This window comes from Aliiroseovarius sp. D2-2 (assembly GCF_055809455.1).
The window spans coordinates 1,828,679-1,844,821 of sequence record NZ_CM147913.1 but is presented as its reverse complement, the minus strand read 5'-3'; the positions used below and the strand labels follow the sequence as shown (position 1 = coordinate 1,844,821).

Annotated in this window: 15 protein-coding genes and 1 pseudogene; 8 read left to right on the top strand and 8 right to left on the bottom strand. The window is 55.2% G+C overall.

All coding sequences use genetic code 11. The features are described from left to right. The 3 genes and pseudogenes from sufB to iscR form a co-directional block, all read right to left on the bottom strand. Entirely contained in the window at nt 1-1,524 is a 1,524-nt protein-coding gene (sufB, locus tag AC0L6A_RS09055; RefSeq protein ID WP_473293435.1) for a Fe-S cluster assembly protein SufB, read from the bottom strand. Between the two features lie 25 nt (nt 1,525-1,549). Next, nucleotides 1,550-2,595 (bottom strand): annotated as a pseudogene (locus tag AC0L6A_RS09050) (cysteine desulfurase family protein). A 54-nt stretch (nt 2,596-2,649) separates the two neighbouring features. Beyond that, a complete protein-coding gene (gene iscR / locus AC0L6A_RS09045; protein WP_473289415.1) occupies nt 2,650-3,111 on the bottom strand; it encodes a Fe-S cluster assembly transcriptional regulator IscR in 462 nt (153 codons plus the stop codon). 189 nt (nt 3,112-3,300) lie between these two features. On the opposite strand from iscR, the gene AC0L6A_RS09040 reads away from it, so the two are divergent. From AC0L6A_RS09040 to AC0L6A_RS09030, 3 genes are all read left to right on the top strand, one after another. Further along, the gene (locus AC0L6A_RS09040; protein ID WP_473289413.1) at nt 3,301-3,954 is read left to right on the top strand and encodes an alpha/beta hydrolase; all 654 of its coding nucleotides are present in this window, start codon (nt 3,301-3,303) and stop codon (nt 3,952-3,954) included. Between the two features lie 7 nt (nt 3,955-3,961). Beyond that, nucleotides 3,962-4,183, top strand: a complete 222-nt coding sequence (locus AC0L6A_RS09035) for a hypothetical protein (protein ID WP_473289412.1) — start codon at nt 3,962-3,964, stop codon at nt 4,181-4,183. A 277-nt stretch (nt 4,184-4,460) separates the two neighbouring features. Next, nucleotides 4,461-5,129 carry a hypothetical protein gene (locus tag AC0L6A_RS09030; protein ID WP_473289410.1) on the top strand — a complete coding sequence of 223 codons (669 nt, stop codon included), beginning with the start codon at nt 4,461-4,463 and terminating at the stop codon, nt 5,127-5,129. 180 nt (nt 5,130-5,309) lie between these two features. Here the strand turns inward: AC0L6A_RS09030 and AC0L6A_RS09025 are convergent, their stop codons facing one another. The 3 genes from AC0L6A_RS09025 to ctaA all read right to left on the bottom strand — a co-directional run bounded on the left by AC0L6A_RS09025 (nt 5,310) and on the right by ctaA (nt 8,860). Next, nucleotides 5,310-5,921 (bottom strand): transglutaminase-like cysteine peptidase, encoded by a 612-nt coding sequence (locus tag AC0L6A_RS09025; protein ID WP_473289408.1) that lies wholly within the window; start codon nt 5,919-5,921, stop codon nt 5,310-5,312. A gap of 309 nt (nt 5,922-6,230) precedes the next feature. Then, nucleotides 6,231-7,709 (bottom strand): carboxypeptidase M32, encoded by a 1,479-nt coding sequence (locus AC0L6A_RS09020; protein ID WP_473289407.1) that lies wholly within the window; start codon nt 7,707-7,709, stop codon nt 6,231-6,233. A 2-nt stretch (nt 7,710-7,711) separates the two neighbouring features. Continuing rightward, on the bottom strand, nt 7,712-8,860 hold the full coding sequence (gene ctaA, locus AC0L6A_RS09015; RefSeq protein ID WP_473289406.1) for a heme A synthase: 1,149 nt from the start codon (nt 8,858-8,860) through the stop codon (nt 7,712-7,714). A gap of 196 nt (nt 8,861-9,056) precedes the next feature. On the opposite strand from ctaA, the gene gyrA reads away from it, so the two are divergent. The 4 genes from gyrA (at nt 9,057) to gluQRS (ending at nt 14,879) form a co-directional block, all read left to right on the top strand. Then, nucleotides 9,057-11,789 carry a DNA gyrase subunit A gene (gene gyrA / locus AC0L6A_RS09010; protein ID WP_473293433.1) on the top strand — a complete coding sequence of 911 codons (2,733 nt, stop codon included), beginning with the start codon at nt 9,057-9,059 and terminating at the stop codon, nt 11,787-11,789. 94 nt (nt 11,790-11,883) lie between these two features. Continuing rightward, nucleotides 11,884-12,273: a VOC family protein gene (locus tag AC0L6A_RS09005; RefSeq protein WP_473289405.1), complete on the top strand. Its 390-nt coding sequence runs from the start codon at nt 11,884-11,886 to the stop codon at nt 12,271-12,273. A 360-nt stretch (nt 12,274-12,633) separates the two neighbouring features. Then, complete coding sequence (gene trmFO, locus AC0L6A_RS09000) at nt 12,634-13,980, top strand: methylenetetrahydrofolate--tRNA-(uracil(54)-C(5))-methyltransferase (FADH(2)-oxidizing) TrmFO (RefSeq protein WP_473289403.1); 1,347 nt, start codon at nt 12,634-12,636, stop codon at nt 13,978-13,980. A 14-nt stretch (nt 13,981-13,994) separates the two neighbouring features. After that, nucleotides 13,995-14,879 carry a tRNA glutamyl-Q(34) synthetase GluQRS gene (gluQRS, locus tag AC0L6A_RS08995; protein ID WP_473289402.1) on the top strand — a complete coding sequence of 295 codons (885 nt, stop codon included), beginning with the start codon at nt 13,995-13,997 and terminating at the stop codon, nt 14,877-14,879. Here gluQRS and hisI read toward each other — a convergent pair. Next, nucleotides 14,876-15,235: a phosphoribosyl-AMP cyclohydrolase gene (gene hisI, locus AC0L6A_RS08990; RefSeq protein WP_473289401.1), complete on the bottom strand. Its 360-nt coding sequence runs from the start codon at nt 15,233-15,235 to the stop codon at nt 14,876-14,878. The two genes, gluQRS and hisI, sit on opposite strands and share 4 nt — an antisense overlap. 70 nt (nt 15,236-15,305) lie before the next feature. Here hisI and AC0L6A_RS08985 point away from each other — a divergent pair, with 70 nt between their 5' ends. Then, nucleotides 15,306-15,749 carry an iron-sulfur cluster assembly scaffold protein gene (locus AC0L6A_RS08985; RefSeq protein WP_473289400.1) on the top strand — a complete coding sequence of 148 codons (444 nt, stop codon included), beginning with the start codon at nt 15,306-15,308 and terminating at the stop codon, nt 15,747-15,749. 217 nt (nt 15,750-15,966) lie between these two features. Here the strand turns inward: AC0L6A_RS08985 and AC0L6A_RS08980 are convergent, their stop codons facing one another. Further along, nucleotides 15,967-16,089 (bottom strand): hypothetical protein, encoded by a 123-nt coding sequence (locus AC0L6A_RS08980; RefSeq protein ID WP_424939879.1) that lies wholly within the window; start codon nt 16,087-16,089, stop codon nt 15,967-15,969. Between the last annotated feature and the right edge of the window lie 54 nt (nt 16,090-16,143).

Sequence of the window (16,143 nt, the reverse complement as noted above, 5' to 3'; positions counted from 1 at the left end):
TTAGCCCACCGACCCTTCCAGAGAAATCGCCACAAGCTGTTGAGCTTCCATGGCAAATTCCATCGGCAGGGCTTGCAATACTTCTTTGGCAAACCCGTTAACGATCAGGGCCACGGCCTCTTCTTCATCCATGCCACGTTGGCGGCAATAGAACATCTGCTCCTCGTCCACCTTCGAAGTTGTTGCCTCGTGTTCAACACGCGACGAATTGTTCTTCACCTCGATATACGGAACGGTGTGCGCGCCGCACTGATCACCGATCAGCAAGCTGTCACACTGCGTATAGTTGCGCGAGTTCTTAGCCTTCGGGTGCATCGACACAAGCCCACGATAGGTGTTCTGCGCTTTACCCGCGCTAATGCCTTTGGATACGATGCGCGATTTCGTATCGCGCCCCAAGTGCACCATTTTCGTGCCGGTATCGGCCTGCTGATAGTTGTTGGTGATCGCGATGGAATAGAACTCGCCCTGGCTTTCAGCACCGCGCAGGATGCAAGACGGGTATTTCCACGTCACGGCCGATCCGGTTTCCACTTGGGTCCACATCACCTTCGACCGATCGCCACGGCAATCCGCGCGTTTGGTCACGAAGTTATAGATGCCGCCCTTGCCTTCTTCGTTGCCCGGATACCAGTTCTGAACCGTGGAATATTTCACTTCCGCGTCTTCTTCGATGATGATCTCGACCACAGCGGCGTGCAGCTGAGCGGTGTCACGTTGCGGCGCGGTACAGCCTTCCAAATAGCTGACATAGCTGCCTTTATCGGCGATGATCAGAGTGCGTTCGAACTGGCCGGTGTTTTCTGCATTGATGCGGAAATAGGTCGACAGCTCCATCGGGCAGCGTGTGTTCGGCGGGATGTACACAAACGAACCGTCCGAAAACACGGCCGAGTTCAGCGTCGCATAATAGTTGTCGGACACCGGCACGACCGAGCCGAGGTATTTCTTCACCAGTTCAGGGTGCTCGCGGATCGCTTCCGAGATCGAGCAGAAAATGACGCCAGCCTTTTTCAGCTCGTCCTGGAAGGTCGTGCCAACTGAAACCGAGTCAAACACCGCATCCACAGCCACTTTGCGGCCCTCGGCGGGTGCGTCTTCCGCCCCTTCGACGCCAGCAAGGATCATTTGCTCTTTCAACGGAATACCCAGTTTCTTGTAGGTATCCAAAAGCTTGGGGTCCACCTCATCCAGAGATTTCGGCTTCACCTCCATCGATTTGGGACGCGCATAGTAATACTGGTCCTGAAAATCGATTTCGGGATAATCCAGCATGGCCCATTCGGGTTCTTTAAGCTTCTGCCAGCGTGCGAACGCTTCCAGACGCCATTCGGTCATCCATTCTGGCTCTTCGTTCTTGTCAGAAATCAAACGCACGATATCGGTGGTCAGCCCTTTGGGGGCGTATTCCATCTCGATATCGGTTTCCCAGCCGTATTTATATGTACCGGCAAGCGACTTAACCGCTTCAACGGTTTCTTCTTCGACGCCTTCTTTGACGTTTAGATCATCCAAACCGGCCACTGTATTTCCTTTCGATCCGCCGGGGCTAACGCCCGCGCGCGCGGAATTTATCATGTTCCCGAAGCCAGGCTTGTGCAAAAGCCCGGACGTCTTTCTCACTCGTCGCGGGGCCAAGCGAGACACGCAAAGCGCATCCCGCGTGATCCCGGTCAAATCCCATTGCTGCCAAGGCTGCACTGGTTTTTACCTTCCCGGATGAACAAGCCGAACCCGCGGAAACCGCAAAGCCGGCCAGATCCATCACCATCACCTGTGTCTCGCCCTTCCATCCGGGCGTGATGAAACACGAGGTGTTGGGAAGCCTGTTCGCGTCTTTCCCGACAAAAATAGTTCTATTTGCAGATTCGGCAATGGTGTTTTCTAGAATCTTTCTAAGTTTCTCAACACGACCCCACGTATCGCCTTCAAGATCCCTTTGTGCGGCAACCGCAGCGGCGGCAAAACCGGCGATTCCAATGACGTTTTCCGTGCCAGATCTTGCGACCCATTTCCTGACCGCCCCCTTTGATCCGCGCTTCGATCTCTGTGCCGCGCTTGACGATTAACGCGCCGATGCCTTTGGGCCCGCCCAGCTTGTGGGCTGACACAATGGCCATATCGGCACCGCACCAGTTGAACGCAAAGGGTATCTTTCCGAAAGCCTGCGTCGAGTCCGTCATTTTAAGCCCCTCGGGCAACGACTGGATGATACCGGTTTCCGAATTGGCCAACTGCAATGTGCTGCGCGAAGGTTCAGGGACGCCAACTGCACCCTGTTCGTCAATCAGCAGATTCTTCCTGACACCAAGACCGCACAGCATCATGTTCAATCCCCGCGCAAGACAGGCCGCGCCCTGCCAAAGCCAGCGCTGCCGCTTCGGTTGCAGACGAAGTGAAAATGATATCAGCCCCTTCAGCCCCCAAAGCAGCTGCTAAATCCTTACGAGCACGCTCGATCAAGCTTTTGGCCGCGCGCCCTTCTGCATGAACAGACGACGGGTTACCAACAATATCCATCGCAGCAATCATCGAGCCCTTTGCTTCAGCGCAAAGCGGCGTCGTCGCATTCCAATCCAAGTAGGTCCGGGTCACCGTCGTCCTCTTTGTCTTTGATGTTTCACATTTTCTTTGAAAACGCAGAGGAACCTAGTCCTCGTCAACCACTGAGAACAGTGTCGGCACTGCGGGACACGGGGTAAGTTCGTTCTTCACCACATCCGACAAGCGCGTTTGATGCAGGAAGACATAGACATGGGCCGACAACCCCTCCCACAAGCGATTGGTCATGGATTGGGCACGGGAACCGGACGACGCACCCGAAGCGCCTGCCCCTTTGTGCATGGCAGACACGGTTTCATCCACGGCCTCTAACACTTCTGAAACCCGAATGTCCGAAGCGCTTCGGGCCAGTTTGTAACCACCACCAGGCCCCCTGACGCTATCGACCAAACCCGCACGCCGAAGCTTCACAAACAGTTGCTCTAAATACGGAAGCGAAATGTCCTGCCGCTTTGCAAGATCAGTTAGTGACAAAAGCGAGCCTTCGTCCTGCATCGCCAGATCGGTCAGCGCCACCATTGCGTAACGCCCCTTAGTGGACAGCTTCATTGCATTCTCCCCGCAAAAACATTGACCTTTCAGGCCCCGCCCACTAGGTCACTTAGGACTGGTGATGGCCGGGCTTTCGCTCGGGCTCGATCCACCAACTCCGTATTATGGTGCGGGCCACTCAGCGTCAAGAAAGCCGGTTCTCGGTGTGCTGTGGCCCCAAGCAAAGTAAAAAGAGGCCCAGACCCGATGCCCGAAGTGATTTTTGCAGGCCCCGAAGGCCAACTTGAAGGCCGCTATCACGCACAGAAAGAAAAAGACGCCCCGATCGCCATCATTCTTCATCCGCATCCGCAGTTTGGCGGCACGATGAACAACAAGGTCGTCTATAATCTGCACTATGCGTTCCACAATATGGGCTTCAACGTACTGCGCTTTAACTTCCGCGGCGTTGGCCGCAGCCAAGGTGAGTATGATCAGGGCGTCGGTGAACTGTCCGATGCAGCATCCGCGTTGGATTACCTTCAGTCGATGAACCAAAACGCCAAGCATTGCTGGGTCGCAGGGTTTTCGTTTGGGGCTTGGATTGGAATGCAGCTGTTGATGCGTCGCCCGGAGATCACAGGCTTCATCTCTGTCAGCCCGCCCGCCAACATGTATGACTTCAGCTTCCTGGCACCCTGCCCAAGCTCTGGCTTGATCGTCAACGGTACTGCTGACCGCGTGGCTCCGCCTGCCGATACGCATACACTGGTCAATAAGCTGCATGAGCAAAAGGGTATCACTGTTACCCATGAAGAGATTCAGGGGTCCGGTCACTTCTTCGAAGATGATCATATGGATACGATGATCACCCTTGTGGACGAGTATGTTCGCCGTCGCCTGACAGAAACAACTCGCTGAGGTCAGTATGGATCTTCTTGAAAAAGTCTCGGACCAACTGGCGCAAGAGGTGCTTGAAGCTATCCGTGTGACTGGGGATGACTCGTTGGTAGATACGGTGAAGAAGACCATCGGTGCCTCCTCCACAACATTGGAAGAGGCATTCATGACTGCAGTGCGAATCCGTCGGGCTGAAGGTCGTGGACGGGATGCGCTGATCAGAATTTTGAAAGAAACTCAAGCAAAGTAGCGGTTCGAGATCGCAAATCGGAAGCCGTAATAACCGTTTACTATCATAGATTTACTATTTTTAGTTACATTTTTAATAGCACTCTCCCGCTATGCTAGACTGGCCCTGTGATTTCCAGGCCTCAGCCTCAATATTCCCGACCACTGAATACACTGTTTCCCATTTTGGCATTGGCGAAACCGTTTGAATTGTGTCATAATCATGCTCATTAAAGGCTAATTTATGTCATTTAGTTTATTAATTTTGTTGTAAAGCAATACTTTGAGAGGGGAAAAAGATGCTTACAAGAAAGACAGCGCTGGCCGCGCTTGCAATGGCCGGTGCGGTCTGGGGTGGTACTTCACAGATCGCGCACGCGCAATCCTGCAACCTAGCGACCGCTAAAATGTCACTGGAGCCTGCGGCTCTATGTGAATGTAAGGTCGTTACAACTTCTATGTTGCGATATATTCAGCGTCACGAAGAGTTCCTGACCGTGCTATCGAACGTAACAGAAGAGTGTCCTGCATTCGCAGATGCTTTGAACGCGCTTCCGACGGCGACGACTATTCCAAGTGGATCGCTTCGCAAGGACGACGATTCAGGAACAGGCATTCAAAAGCCTCCGTCCAAACCTAAGAAGCCTAAGAAACCCAAAAAGCCTAAGAAACCTAGGAAGCCAGGCGGTGGTGGGGGTGGTAACCCTGATCCCGGCGGCGGTGGTGGCGACGGCGGTAGCGGCGGTGGCGACGGCGGTAACAGCGGTGGCGACGGCGGTAACAGCGGTGGCGACGGCGGTAGCGGTGGTGGCGACGGTGGTAACACCGGTGGCGACGGCGGTAGCGGCGGTGGCGACGGCGGTAGCGGTGGTGGCGACGGTGGTAACACCGGTGGCGACGGCGGTAGCGGCGGTGGCGACGGCGGCGGTAATACCGTTGGCGACGGCGGTTACATCGTTGTCGACTAGCCAAATTGCGGCGGTGGCGACGGCGGTTCAAACACATCCGTTCGTGCCAGAGTTCGTTGTGATTAACTCACCGAATACATTTCAAAAACAAAAAGAGCGCGCCCATGGCGCGCTCTTTTTTACATTTACGTAAGTAACCCCGGTTTGCCTTCTGCGAACATGCCGCAAATGGCTGGGCAGTTAGCCACCGCTTAGAATATTCACCCAACGCGACGGGCGTTTAGGATCTTGCATCCGCAGGAAGACATAACGCGTGTCGCGCCAGTTCCGAATGCTGTTGGTCACATTGTCCAAAACAACATCACCAGCGCTTGTCCGAACCACCAAAACGGCATGAGGGCGACGGCTGCGGTCCAAAACGGTTGCGATAAACAACTGCTGAGGATCAATGCCTTTGCTGATCAAAGCACGTTTTTTGGCCAAAGCGTAATCTTCGCAATCACCACCACGACTGGTCGGAATGGCCCAACGTTCGGACACGCCATATTGCTGGCTATCTTCAATCGAACGCGTGGCCCGATTGATCTTCGAATTCACCGCACGCACTATCTGCATTTGGCCTGAAGTCACCTGACTGCGCGACGAACCCCGAGCACAAGCCCAGCTGTAAGTATTGCACAACCCTTGCGCACCTGGAGGTGCTGCCCCTTGGCTACGTGCTTTCAGGAAATTAGATTCACTGGCATAGCCGGTTTCGGGCATGACAACCGATGTTGCTACAACCATTGCGGACAGTGCTAACAATCTGCGTCCGAACTGGACCGATCTTTTAACATTCGTAACAGGCGTCATTCCTGTACCTCCTAAGGCTGACCTATTCCGTCACATCCCCGGATGGTGAATGCGCTGCGAGATAAGACAACCACGCTGCCCCTCTACAAGACCTTAACCTGAATGTGAAAAATGGCCAAATCCGGGCTGTGTTTGGACCTTAGTGCAACAATTTAGCGTCATTAACCAAGCTATCCTAAGGGATGATCGCAACAATCCGCCGAAAACTAGGCGATTATCCACCAAAGATAGAAATACCGGGGGCGCTCGAATTGAAGCCGATTCGACGCGGCAATTGGCGTTTTCGCGCCTTGGCCTGAACGGCATGTTTTACTTTTGGTAGATTTCGTTGAATTTGGTTTCAAGGTAAACAAGCAGCGGCTCGACCGACACAGGCTTGCCTGTTGCCTGTTCGATGGTCGCACGTGGCGTATGCAACGTCCCGTGACACTGCAGTTTGTCCTTCAACCACTCGGTCCCATAAACGGCATCGCCTTTGGCCAGGCGCTGATCCAGCTGAGGCCGGTCAGCGCGCAGGGCGTCATACAAGCACCCAGCATAGATGTTGCCCAAGGCGTATGTTGGGAAATAGCCAAACAGTCCGACGGACCAGTGCACATCCTGCAGCACGCCGTTTGACGCTTTATCCACTTCATAGCCAAAATCTGCTGCAAACCGTTCGTTCCACGCAGTTTCAAGATCAGCAACGTCCAGCTGTCCACCAATCAGCCGTCGCTCCAGATCGAAGCGCAGCATGATGTGCAGATTATACTGAACCTCATCCGCTTCGGTACGGATGAACCCTTTCTGAAGCCGATTGACCATGCGATAAAACGCTTGCGCATCAGACGCTGGTGTCTTCCCAAAGCGCTTTTCCATCTTCTGAAACAGCCACCCTGTAAACGCGCGCGAGCGACCCAGTTGGTTTTCATAGATGCGTGACTGGCTTTCATGAACCCCCATCGATGCCCCGCGCCCAATGGGCGTCAGCAGATAAGCGCGATCGATATTCTGTTCATAACAGGCATGACCAACTTCATGGATAGTGGAATAAAAGCAGTTGAACGGGTCTTCAACATTCGTGCGTGTTGTAATGCGCACGTCCAAGCCAGACCCCGAGCTAAACGGGTGCACTGCTTTGTCGATACGTCCATGGGTCAGATCATATCCAAAAGTTTTCGCCAGCTTTCCCGACAGCTTCATCTGCTGCTTTTCGGCCCAATTGCCCACAAGGATTTCGGGCTGATTTGAAGCTCCCAAAGCTCTGTCGCGTAGATTTACCAACCGGGGACGCATCGCATCAAAAAGCGTTTGAATATCGTTGCCAGTGATCCCCGGCTCGTAATCGTCCAGTAGCGCGTCATACAGATCGCCACCATCTGCCAGCGCACTGGCTTCCTCGCGGCGCAGTTTCACCACCTCTTCCAGAACTGGTTTGAAAGCCGCAAAGTCATCAGCTGATCGCGCTTCGGCCCACTTCCCTTGTGCGGCCGAGGTTACACGAGCAAGTTCCGCAGCCAAGGACACCGGAACCTTGTCTGCACGGTCGCGCGCACGGCGGATTTCGCGAACTTGCGCCCGCCCAGCATCATCCAGTGAGCTTTCGTTGATCGCCTCAAGCCATTCGCTGACACGTGAATCATTGCGCCGCGCGTGCAGCACTTTCTCCATCGCGGCCATTTCCTCGGCGCGCTGTTCCCCTGCCCCTTCGGGCATGACAGTTTCCTGATCCCAACCCAACCGGCCGGCAACTTCACCTAAAGCTTGCGTGTCGCGGTCAAATTCCAATAGCTCGTCATATGCAGTCATGGTCAGCTCCGAATTGATTGCTCAGCAGGATAGCCTGAAAGGTAGCGCGCGTTGATGATCAAGACCCATGTCAGGATCGCGCCAATCTGATGGGTGATGGCAACGTGCAGCGGCGACGCCTGCAACACGGTTGTAATCCCAAGTACCGCCTGCGCGCCGATCATCACACAAGCCAGCGTGAAGCCCATGCGCACCATTTGATTGCCCGACTTGCGTGACACACGCCAGACCACCACAGCATAAATCACAAGCAGATAGCCCACCATGCGGTGCATGAACTGAACAAGGCCTGCGTTTTCAAAAAGGTTGCGCCAGATCGGCGTGATGTCAAATGCATCTGGCGGGAAGAACTGCCCGGCCATCCATGGCCAATCCACAAAAGACCGACCCGCATCAATTCCGGCCACCAAGGCACCCAGCAGGATTTGCAGAAACGCCAGATGCATCAGTCCGGTGCCCATGCCAAACAGCTTCGCTTCCCGCAAACGCCGCGCGGCCATCAAGCCAGCCTCTTTGCGGCCTAACAGAAGCATGTACCACGCGATGAAACCCAGAATAATGAACGCAAGCCCTAGATGCACAGCCAGCCGGTATGAGGCCACGTCGACACGGTCTCCAGTCAGGCCCGAGGATACCATCCACCAGCCAATAGCCCCTTGTAGTCCGCCCAAAGCGCCCAAAAGCAAAAGCCGCCCTGTCCAGCCATTGGGGATTTTCCGTGCGGCTAGGAACCCAAAGAAACCAATCGCCCAGACCAGACCGATGAAACGGCCAAGCTGGCGATGGCCCCACTCCCACCAATAGATGGTTTTAAAGGCCTCAAGGTCCATATGGCTGTTTTGCAGCTTAAACTCTGGGATCTGTTGATACTTCGCGAACTCCGCCTGCCATGCGGCTTGATCCATCGGAGGCATCGCACCCGTAAACGGGGCCCATTCGGTGATCGAAAGCCCCGAATCCGTCAGCCGTGTCAGACCGCCCACAACAACCATCACCGCGACCAATGCAAAAAGCAGCATCAACCACAGGCGAATAGCGCCACGCGCGCCTCCTCCACCTGCACCACGTTCAATCGCACCTGTCTTGGGTGCGTCGGTGGTGGTCGGTTTGGTGCTGTCGACCTCTTCAAAAATGCTGCGGGGCTTGGACATTTGGCTCTCCGTTTCGCGTTTGCGCGATAATGGCCTTGGCAGACCAGATTGCCAAGAGGCCAATCGAATAGACGGGGTGTAAAAATCTGCACAGAAACCGCTTCTGTTGATGCCTTTTGGTTGCCCCCATATCAGGCGTTCTGCTAGAGTGTCCGAACCTATATATAGTGTGAAACGCACAAAAACGGCGGACAACGTGACAGATACCCCTGATACCCCGGAAAACATGGACGAAATGCCCGAGCGCCCCGTCTATGACGGCCCTCAGATTTCCATCGAAGAGGAAATGAAAAGCTCATACCTCGACTACGCAATGAGCGTGATCGTGAGCCGGGCGATTCCAGACCTTCGTGACGGATTGAAACCTGTCCACCGCCGCATCCTTTACGCGATGTACGAGACAAATAACGGCCACGACAAACCTTACCGTAAATCGGCCCGTCCTGTGGGCGACACGATGGGTAAGTATCACCCCCATGGTGATAGTGCGATCTATGACGCGCTGGTGCGTATGGCCCAGCCGTTTTCCATGTCGCTACCGCTTTTGGACGGCCAAGGTAACTTTGGCTCGATGGACGGGGATAACCCGGCTGCGATGCGTTATACCGAAGTGCGGATGGACAAGCCTGCGGCCTCATTGCTGGCGGACATTGAAAAAGACACCGTAAATTTCCAAGACAACTATGACGGCAAGGATCTTGAGCCGACCGTCCTGCCCGCCCGTTTCCCGAACATGCTGGTCAATGGTGCCGGCGGTATCGCTGTGGGTATGGCCACCAACATCCCGCCGCACAACCTTGGCGAAGTGATCGACGGCACTCTGGCGCTGATCGAAGACCCCGATTTGTCTTCTGAAGGCTTGATGGAGTACATCCCCGGCCCCGATTTCCCCACAGGTGGGATCATGTTGGGCCGTTCCGGTGCGCAGAAAGCCTATTTGGAAGGCCGTGGCAGCGTCATCATGCGTGCCAAGACCCGGATCGAGGAGATCCGCAAGGATCGCTATGCGATTGTTTTGGACGAAATTCCCTATCAGGTGAACAAAGCCACGCTTGTGGAACGCATCGCCGAAGGGGTGCGCGACAAGAAGCTTGAAGGCATTTCTGCCGTCCAGGATGAAAGTGACCGGATCGGTGTGCGCGTTGTGGTCGAGCTGAAGCGCGATGCAACGCCCGAAGTCGTTTTGAACCAACTGTTCCGCCATACGGCGATGCAAACCTCATTCGGCTGTAACATGCTGGCCTTGAATGGCGGACGGCCCGAGCAACTGACCCTGCGCGATTTCCTAAGCTATTTCATCACCTTCCGCGAGGAAGTTGTGACGCGACGTACGGCCTATGATCTGCGCAAAGCGCGTGAACGCAGCCACATCCTGTGTGGTCTGGCGGTGGCTGTTTCAAACGTGGACGAGGTGGTCGCGACCATCAGATCCTCGCAAGACCCAGCAGATGCGCGCGCCAAGCTGATGTCGCGTCGCTGGCCAGCAGGTGATATCGCAGAGTACATCCAGCTGATTGACGATCCGACCCATAAGATGAACGACGACGGGACCTATAACCTGTCTGAAACGCAAGCCCGCGCCATTCTGGAACTGCGCTTGCAACGTCTGACCGCCATGGGCGTAAAAGAAGTCACGGACGAGCTGCAGGAATTGGCCGCAAAGATCCGCGACTATCTGGACATCCTTCGGTCGCGTGAACGGATCATGTCGATCATCTCGGACGAGCTTCTTGAAGTACGGGAAGCCTTCGCCGTTCCCCGCCGCACACAGATCGTCGAATGGTCTGGCGATATGGATGACGAAGACCTGATCGAACGCGAGGATATGGTCGTCACTATTACGTCGACTGGTTGGGCAAAACGCACACCTCTGGCCGATTTCCGCGCGCAGAAACGTGGCGGTAAGGGCTTGTCTGGCATGCAGACCAAAGACGAAGACGTGATCACCACGCTTTTCGTTGCCAACACGCATACTCAGCTTCTGTTCTTCACCGATGACGGTATGGCCTACAAGCTGAAGACATGGCGCCTGCCCCAAGGCGGTCGGACCGCGAAGGGCAAGCCCTTGGTTAACATCCTGCCCATCCCAACCGGTGTTTCGATTGCGGCCATCCTGCCCGTCGACCGGGACGAGGATGAATGGGATGACCTGCAGATCGTCTTTGCGACGTCCAAAGGCTCGGTTCGTCGCAACCGACTGTCAGATTTCACCAATGTGAAAGCCAACGGCAAAATCGCGATGAAATTCGAAGGCGACGACGAAGGCACCCGCCTGATCAATGCGCGCATCTGTGATGAAAACGACGATGTGATGCTTGTCACCTCGGGCGGTCGCGCCATTCGCTTCCCTGTGACTGATGCGCGTGTGTTTAACTCGCGCGCATCCACCGGTGTACGTGGCATCAAGCTGGTGAACGAAGGGGACGAAGTCGTCTCGGCCTCGGTCATCAAGCACTTTGAGGCCACACCGGATGAGCGCAACGCGTTCATCAAACGTTTCCGCACTGAACTTGGGAACGACGCGGACGATGACAGCAGCGAAGAAGTGTCTAGCGATCTGGCCGATGAACGCTATCAGGAAATGCTGGCCGCCAATGACCTGTTGGTCACGATCAACAAGGGCGGCATCGGCAATCTGACATCAAGCCACGATTATCGCGTCAGCGGCCGTGGTGGTCAGGGTGTTGCAGCCATGAAAGGTGGCGAGATCGTCGCCTGTTTCCCGATTGAGATCGAAGACCAGATCATGCTGGCCACCTCTAAAGGTCAGTCAATCCGCTGCCCCGTAGATGGGATCAGTTTCCGATCACGTGGTGCGGGTGGCGTAAAAGTCTTCAACACCGGGAAAGGCGAAGAAGTCGTCTCGGTCGCGCGGATTGTTGAGCAATCAGAAGATGATGACGCCGAGGCATCCGGCGAAGAGGAATAAGGTTTAGCGCGTGATCCATGTCTTGGGTCACGCGCCTCAATCCCTCTAAATGTCATTGGACTGTAAGATCACTCTGCTGTCTTAAAGGGACACAATGAACCGACTAGCCCTAGTCACCTTTCTTACAGACGACTATGACAAAGCCATTGCTTGGTTTCAGGACGCACTTGAGTTCGTGTTGCTAGAAGATACCGACATGGGGGACGGCAAACGCTGGGTCCGTATGGCCCCGACCGAAGACGCTGACACCGCTTTTCTGATTGCTCGCGCAGTAGGCGAACAGGCCGATACAATTGGACGTCAGGCCGGGGGCCGCGTTGGCCACTTCTTATTCACGAATGATTTTGATCGCGCTTATTCTAGGATGCGAAAGTTCGGAGTCACGTTTCGCGAGCTACCCCGAAATGAAACCTACGGCAAAGTTGTCGTTTTCGAGGACCTGCACGGAAATCCCTGGGATTTGATGCAGGCAAAGAACTCCTGACAACTGGCTTATAAATCAGAATTACAATCAGTGAGCGTCGGCAATTTTTGGATGCAATCTACTGTTTAGCAAACACTTCCTTAATTTTGCCTCAATTGCCCTTATAGCTTCTCAACTATAGCGCGATTGTAAATGACGGCGGACCTCCGCCTAGTTGGAATGTCGACCATGGACGTCTTACAGCAGGATCAACTAAATCGATAGAAACTGAATTCTCTTTCCTTTCTGATCCACCCCACCCCAAAGGTCAGAAAGGACGTCCCCGATTAACGGGGCACGGGTGACATCCCCTCACCCGGAAAAGCCCGCCATCCCCATGGCGGGCTTTTCATTTCTTAGATGATGTCCTATCTGCGGGTCATGACAGATAAGACACTCCATATTGTCGGGGGCGGCATGGCCGGTTCCGAAGCAGCATGGCAAGCGGCGCATATGGGCGTCGATGTTGTGCTGCATGAAATGCGCCCTCAGGTCGAGACATTTGCCCACCAATCTGGCGACTTTGCCGAAATGGTCTGCTCGAACTCATTCAGGTCTGATGATGATGAACAGAACGCGGTTGGCCTTCTGCATTGGGAGATGCGCCAAGCTGACGGCTTGATCATGTCCAGCGCCGACGAAAATCGCCTGCCCGCTGGTGGTGCGCTTGCCGTGGACCGCGAGGCTTTTGCCCAACATGTCACAGCCAAACTGCGCGCATTGCCAAATGTCAGCGTTGAATATGGTGAGATCACCGAACTGCCCAAAGGCGGCAACTGGATCTTCGCCACGGGCCCCCTTACCTCGCCCACACTTGGTGAAGCGATTGCCCGCGAAACCGGCGCCGAACGCCTGGCGTTCTTCGATGCGATCGCTCCCATTGTCTATGCCGACAGCATCGACATGGATGTGGTCTGGGCGCAGTCGCGCTACGACAAAGGCGAGACTGAGGAAGAACAGAAAGCCTATCTGAACTGTCCTATGACGAAGGAACAGTATGAAGCGTTCATCGACGCGTTGCTAGCCGCCGATAAGACCGAGTTCCACGAGGGCGAAACTGCCACCTATTTCGACGGTTGCCTGCCGATTGAGGTCATGGCCGAGCGTGGCCGCGAAACCCTACGCTTTGGTCCGATGAAGCCCGTTGGTCTGACCAACGCCCATAAGCCTGATGATAAGGCCTATGCGGTTGTCCAGCTTCGTCGCGACAACGCTTTGGGAACGCTCTTCAACATCGTCGGCTTTCAAACCAAGATGAAATACGGCGCGCAAGCTGAGGTCTTTAAGACCATTCCGGGCTTGGAAAATGCGTCCTTCGCGCGTCTGGGCGGCATCCACCGCAATACGTTCATGAACTCGCCCACGCTTCTGGACGATCAGATGCGCTTGAAAACCCGCCCTAACCTGCGGTTTGCGGGTCAGGTGACAGGTGTTGAAGGCTATGTGGAAAGTGCCGCTATGGGATTGCTGGCTGGTCGCCTTGCGGCTGCTGAGATCCTTGGTCAGGACGTGCCGACGGTGCCGCAAGACACCGCCATGGGGGCTTTGATCCACCACATCACCGGCGGGGCCGAGGCCAAGACATTCCAGCCGATGAACGTGAACTTTGGTCTGTTCCAGCCGGTGGACGGATTGAAAGGTGGACGTCGTGGTCGCAAAGACCGCTACAAAGCCTATACGGATCGCGCCAAGGCCGATTGGACCAACTGGCTGGCGAGTTTCGCATAAGGGAGCGGGCGCAAATGACGGATTTTATTACAAGATTTGCGCCCAGCCCAACCGGCCCTTTGCATCTGGGCCATGCCTGTTCCGCGCTTCTGGCCCATGACATGGCGCGTGCAGTAGGTGGCAAGTTCCTTTTGCGGATCGAAGATATCGACACAACCCGCTCTCGGCCGCACTGGGAAGATCAGATCTATGAGGATCTCGCCTGGCTGGGCATCACTTGGGATGCGGCCCCCCTGCGACAGTCGGATCGGATTGGTGCTTATGAAGCTGCGCTGGACGACCTTTGGCGTCGCGGCGCCTTGTATTTGTGCCATTGCACCCGACGCGACATCGATGCCGCTTTAAGCGCACCACAAGAAGGTGCGGAACCCGTGTTCGGCCCAGATGGCCCGGTTTATCCCGGCACCTGCCGCGAGTTGCGTGACCACCTCCCCCATCATCAACGCCCAGACGGTGCGTTGAGGCTCAGAACTCGCGACGTAGAAACCGATTTTTATGCCGCGCAGGGCGCGCCGCACGACATGTCATTCACCGAAACAGGTATCGGGCCAAACGGCGAGACTGGTAGCATCAGATTTAACAGCCTCTCTCGTTCAATCGGAGACATCGTCCTGTCACGCCGAGATTTCCTTGGGTCTTATCACCTCTCCGTTGTTCTTGACGACGCAGCCCAAGGCATTACCCATGTCGTCCGAGGCCAAGATCTGTTTGAGGCAACTAAAATCCACGTCCTGCTGCAATGGCTGCTCGACCTGCCGACCCCCATTTACCACCACCACCGCCTGATCCGCGATGAGAACGGCAAGCGCCTTGCCAAACGCGATGACGCGCGTGCGATTTCGACCTATCGGGCCGAGGGTAAGTCGCCGGAAGACATCCGAAAGATGGTTGGGCTTTAGGTTTCGGGCGTCATCAGCTCGACGTCATTCCCATCGCGCACGGCAGTATAAAAACAACTGCGCCGGTTGGTGTGACAGGCTGGACCGGTCTGATTGACCATCACCAACAGACAATCGCGGTCGCAATCATAGCGGAAATCCACCAATTCCTGCACATTGCCCGAGCTTTCGCCTTTGACCCAAAAGCCCTGACGCGAGCGCGACCAATATGTCACGCGGCCTGTGTCCAAAGTGCGTTCAACCGCCTCTTTGTTCATCCAAGCCATCATCAACACTTCGCCCGAGGTATCGTCTTGGGCAATGGCAGGGATCAGACCCTTGTCATCAAACTTTAGCTGGCTCGCATCAAATTTCATGGCCTGTCCTTTTCTTTCCAACTGCGCGCTTCTATGTAGATCGGATACCCGCCCGACGAAAGGCCCTGTGATGAGCTACAATGACCTGATCCAGCTCTACTCCAAGCAAATTCTGGCTTTAGCTGCGTCTATACCGCATCAGACTGCTTTGGAGGCCCCGCAAGGGCAAGCCAAAGCGCGTTCACCGCTTTGTGGGTCTATGGTGTCGGTCGAACTGTCCCTGAGTGACAACAACGTTGCTGCGTACTCTCAGAACGTAAAGGCCTGCGCCTTGGGGCAAGCATCGGCGTCGATCTTGGGCAAGGTTGTCATTGGATTGGATCAGGACATTCTGCAGCGTGGCCGTGACGAGCTTTCTGCCATGCTGAAAGACAACGGTCCCGTGCCCTCTGCCCCTTTCGCGGGCTATGAAGTGCTGCAGCCCGCGCGGGAGTTTAAAAACCGTCATGCGTCTATCTTGTTGGCTTTTGATGCCACCCTGGATGCGTTCGACGCAGCAAAAGCCAACGCATAACCCACCCAACAAAAAAACCGCCGCGCTCCTGGCAGGGAGGCGGCGGAAGTGATGCGGCATTGGTCATCCAAATAAGCGTCGGTAAGAGGCAAAAAAAACCGACAGGCAGGTGACGGGCGGTACACCGTCGAAAGCATCGTGAAGGTTTCGGGACAGAAACGCTTCTGGGACATGATGCAGGATCAGACCATCCGCAGGCAGAAACTTGAATTTCGGGTTAGATCATCCCCGGCAGATGCAACGCGCCTAGCAAAAGCACAAGCAACGAGATCGCCCCAAGCGTATCCGAGACAATCGTGGTCGTGGATCGGGACAGTGCGATTTTTACATCGTTCAACATGGGGTTACTCCTGCTCTCAGTCTTTGTGGGCAACGTGTGTCGCTGCATCCGTGT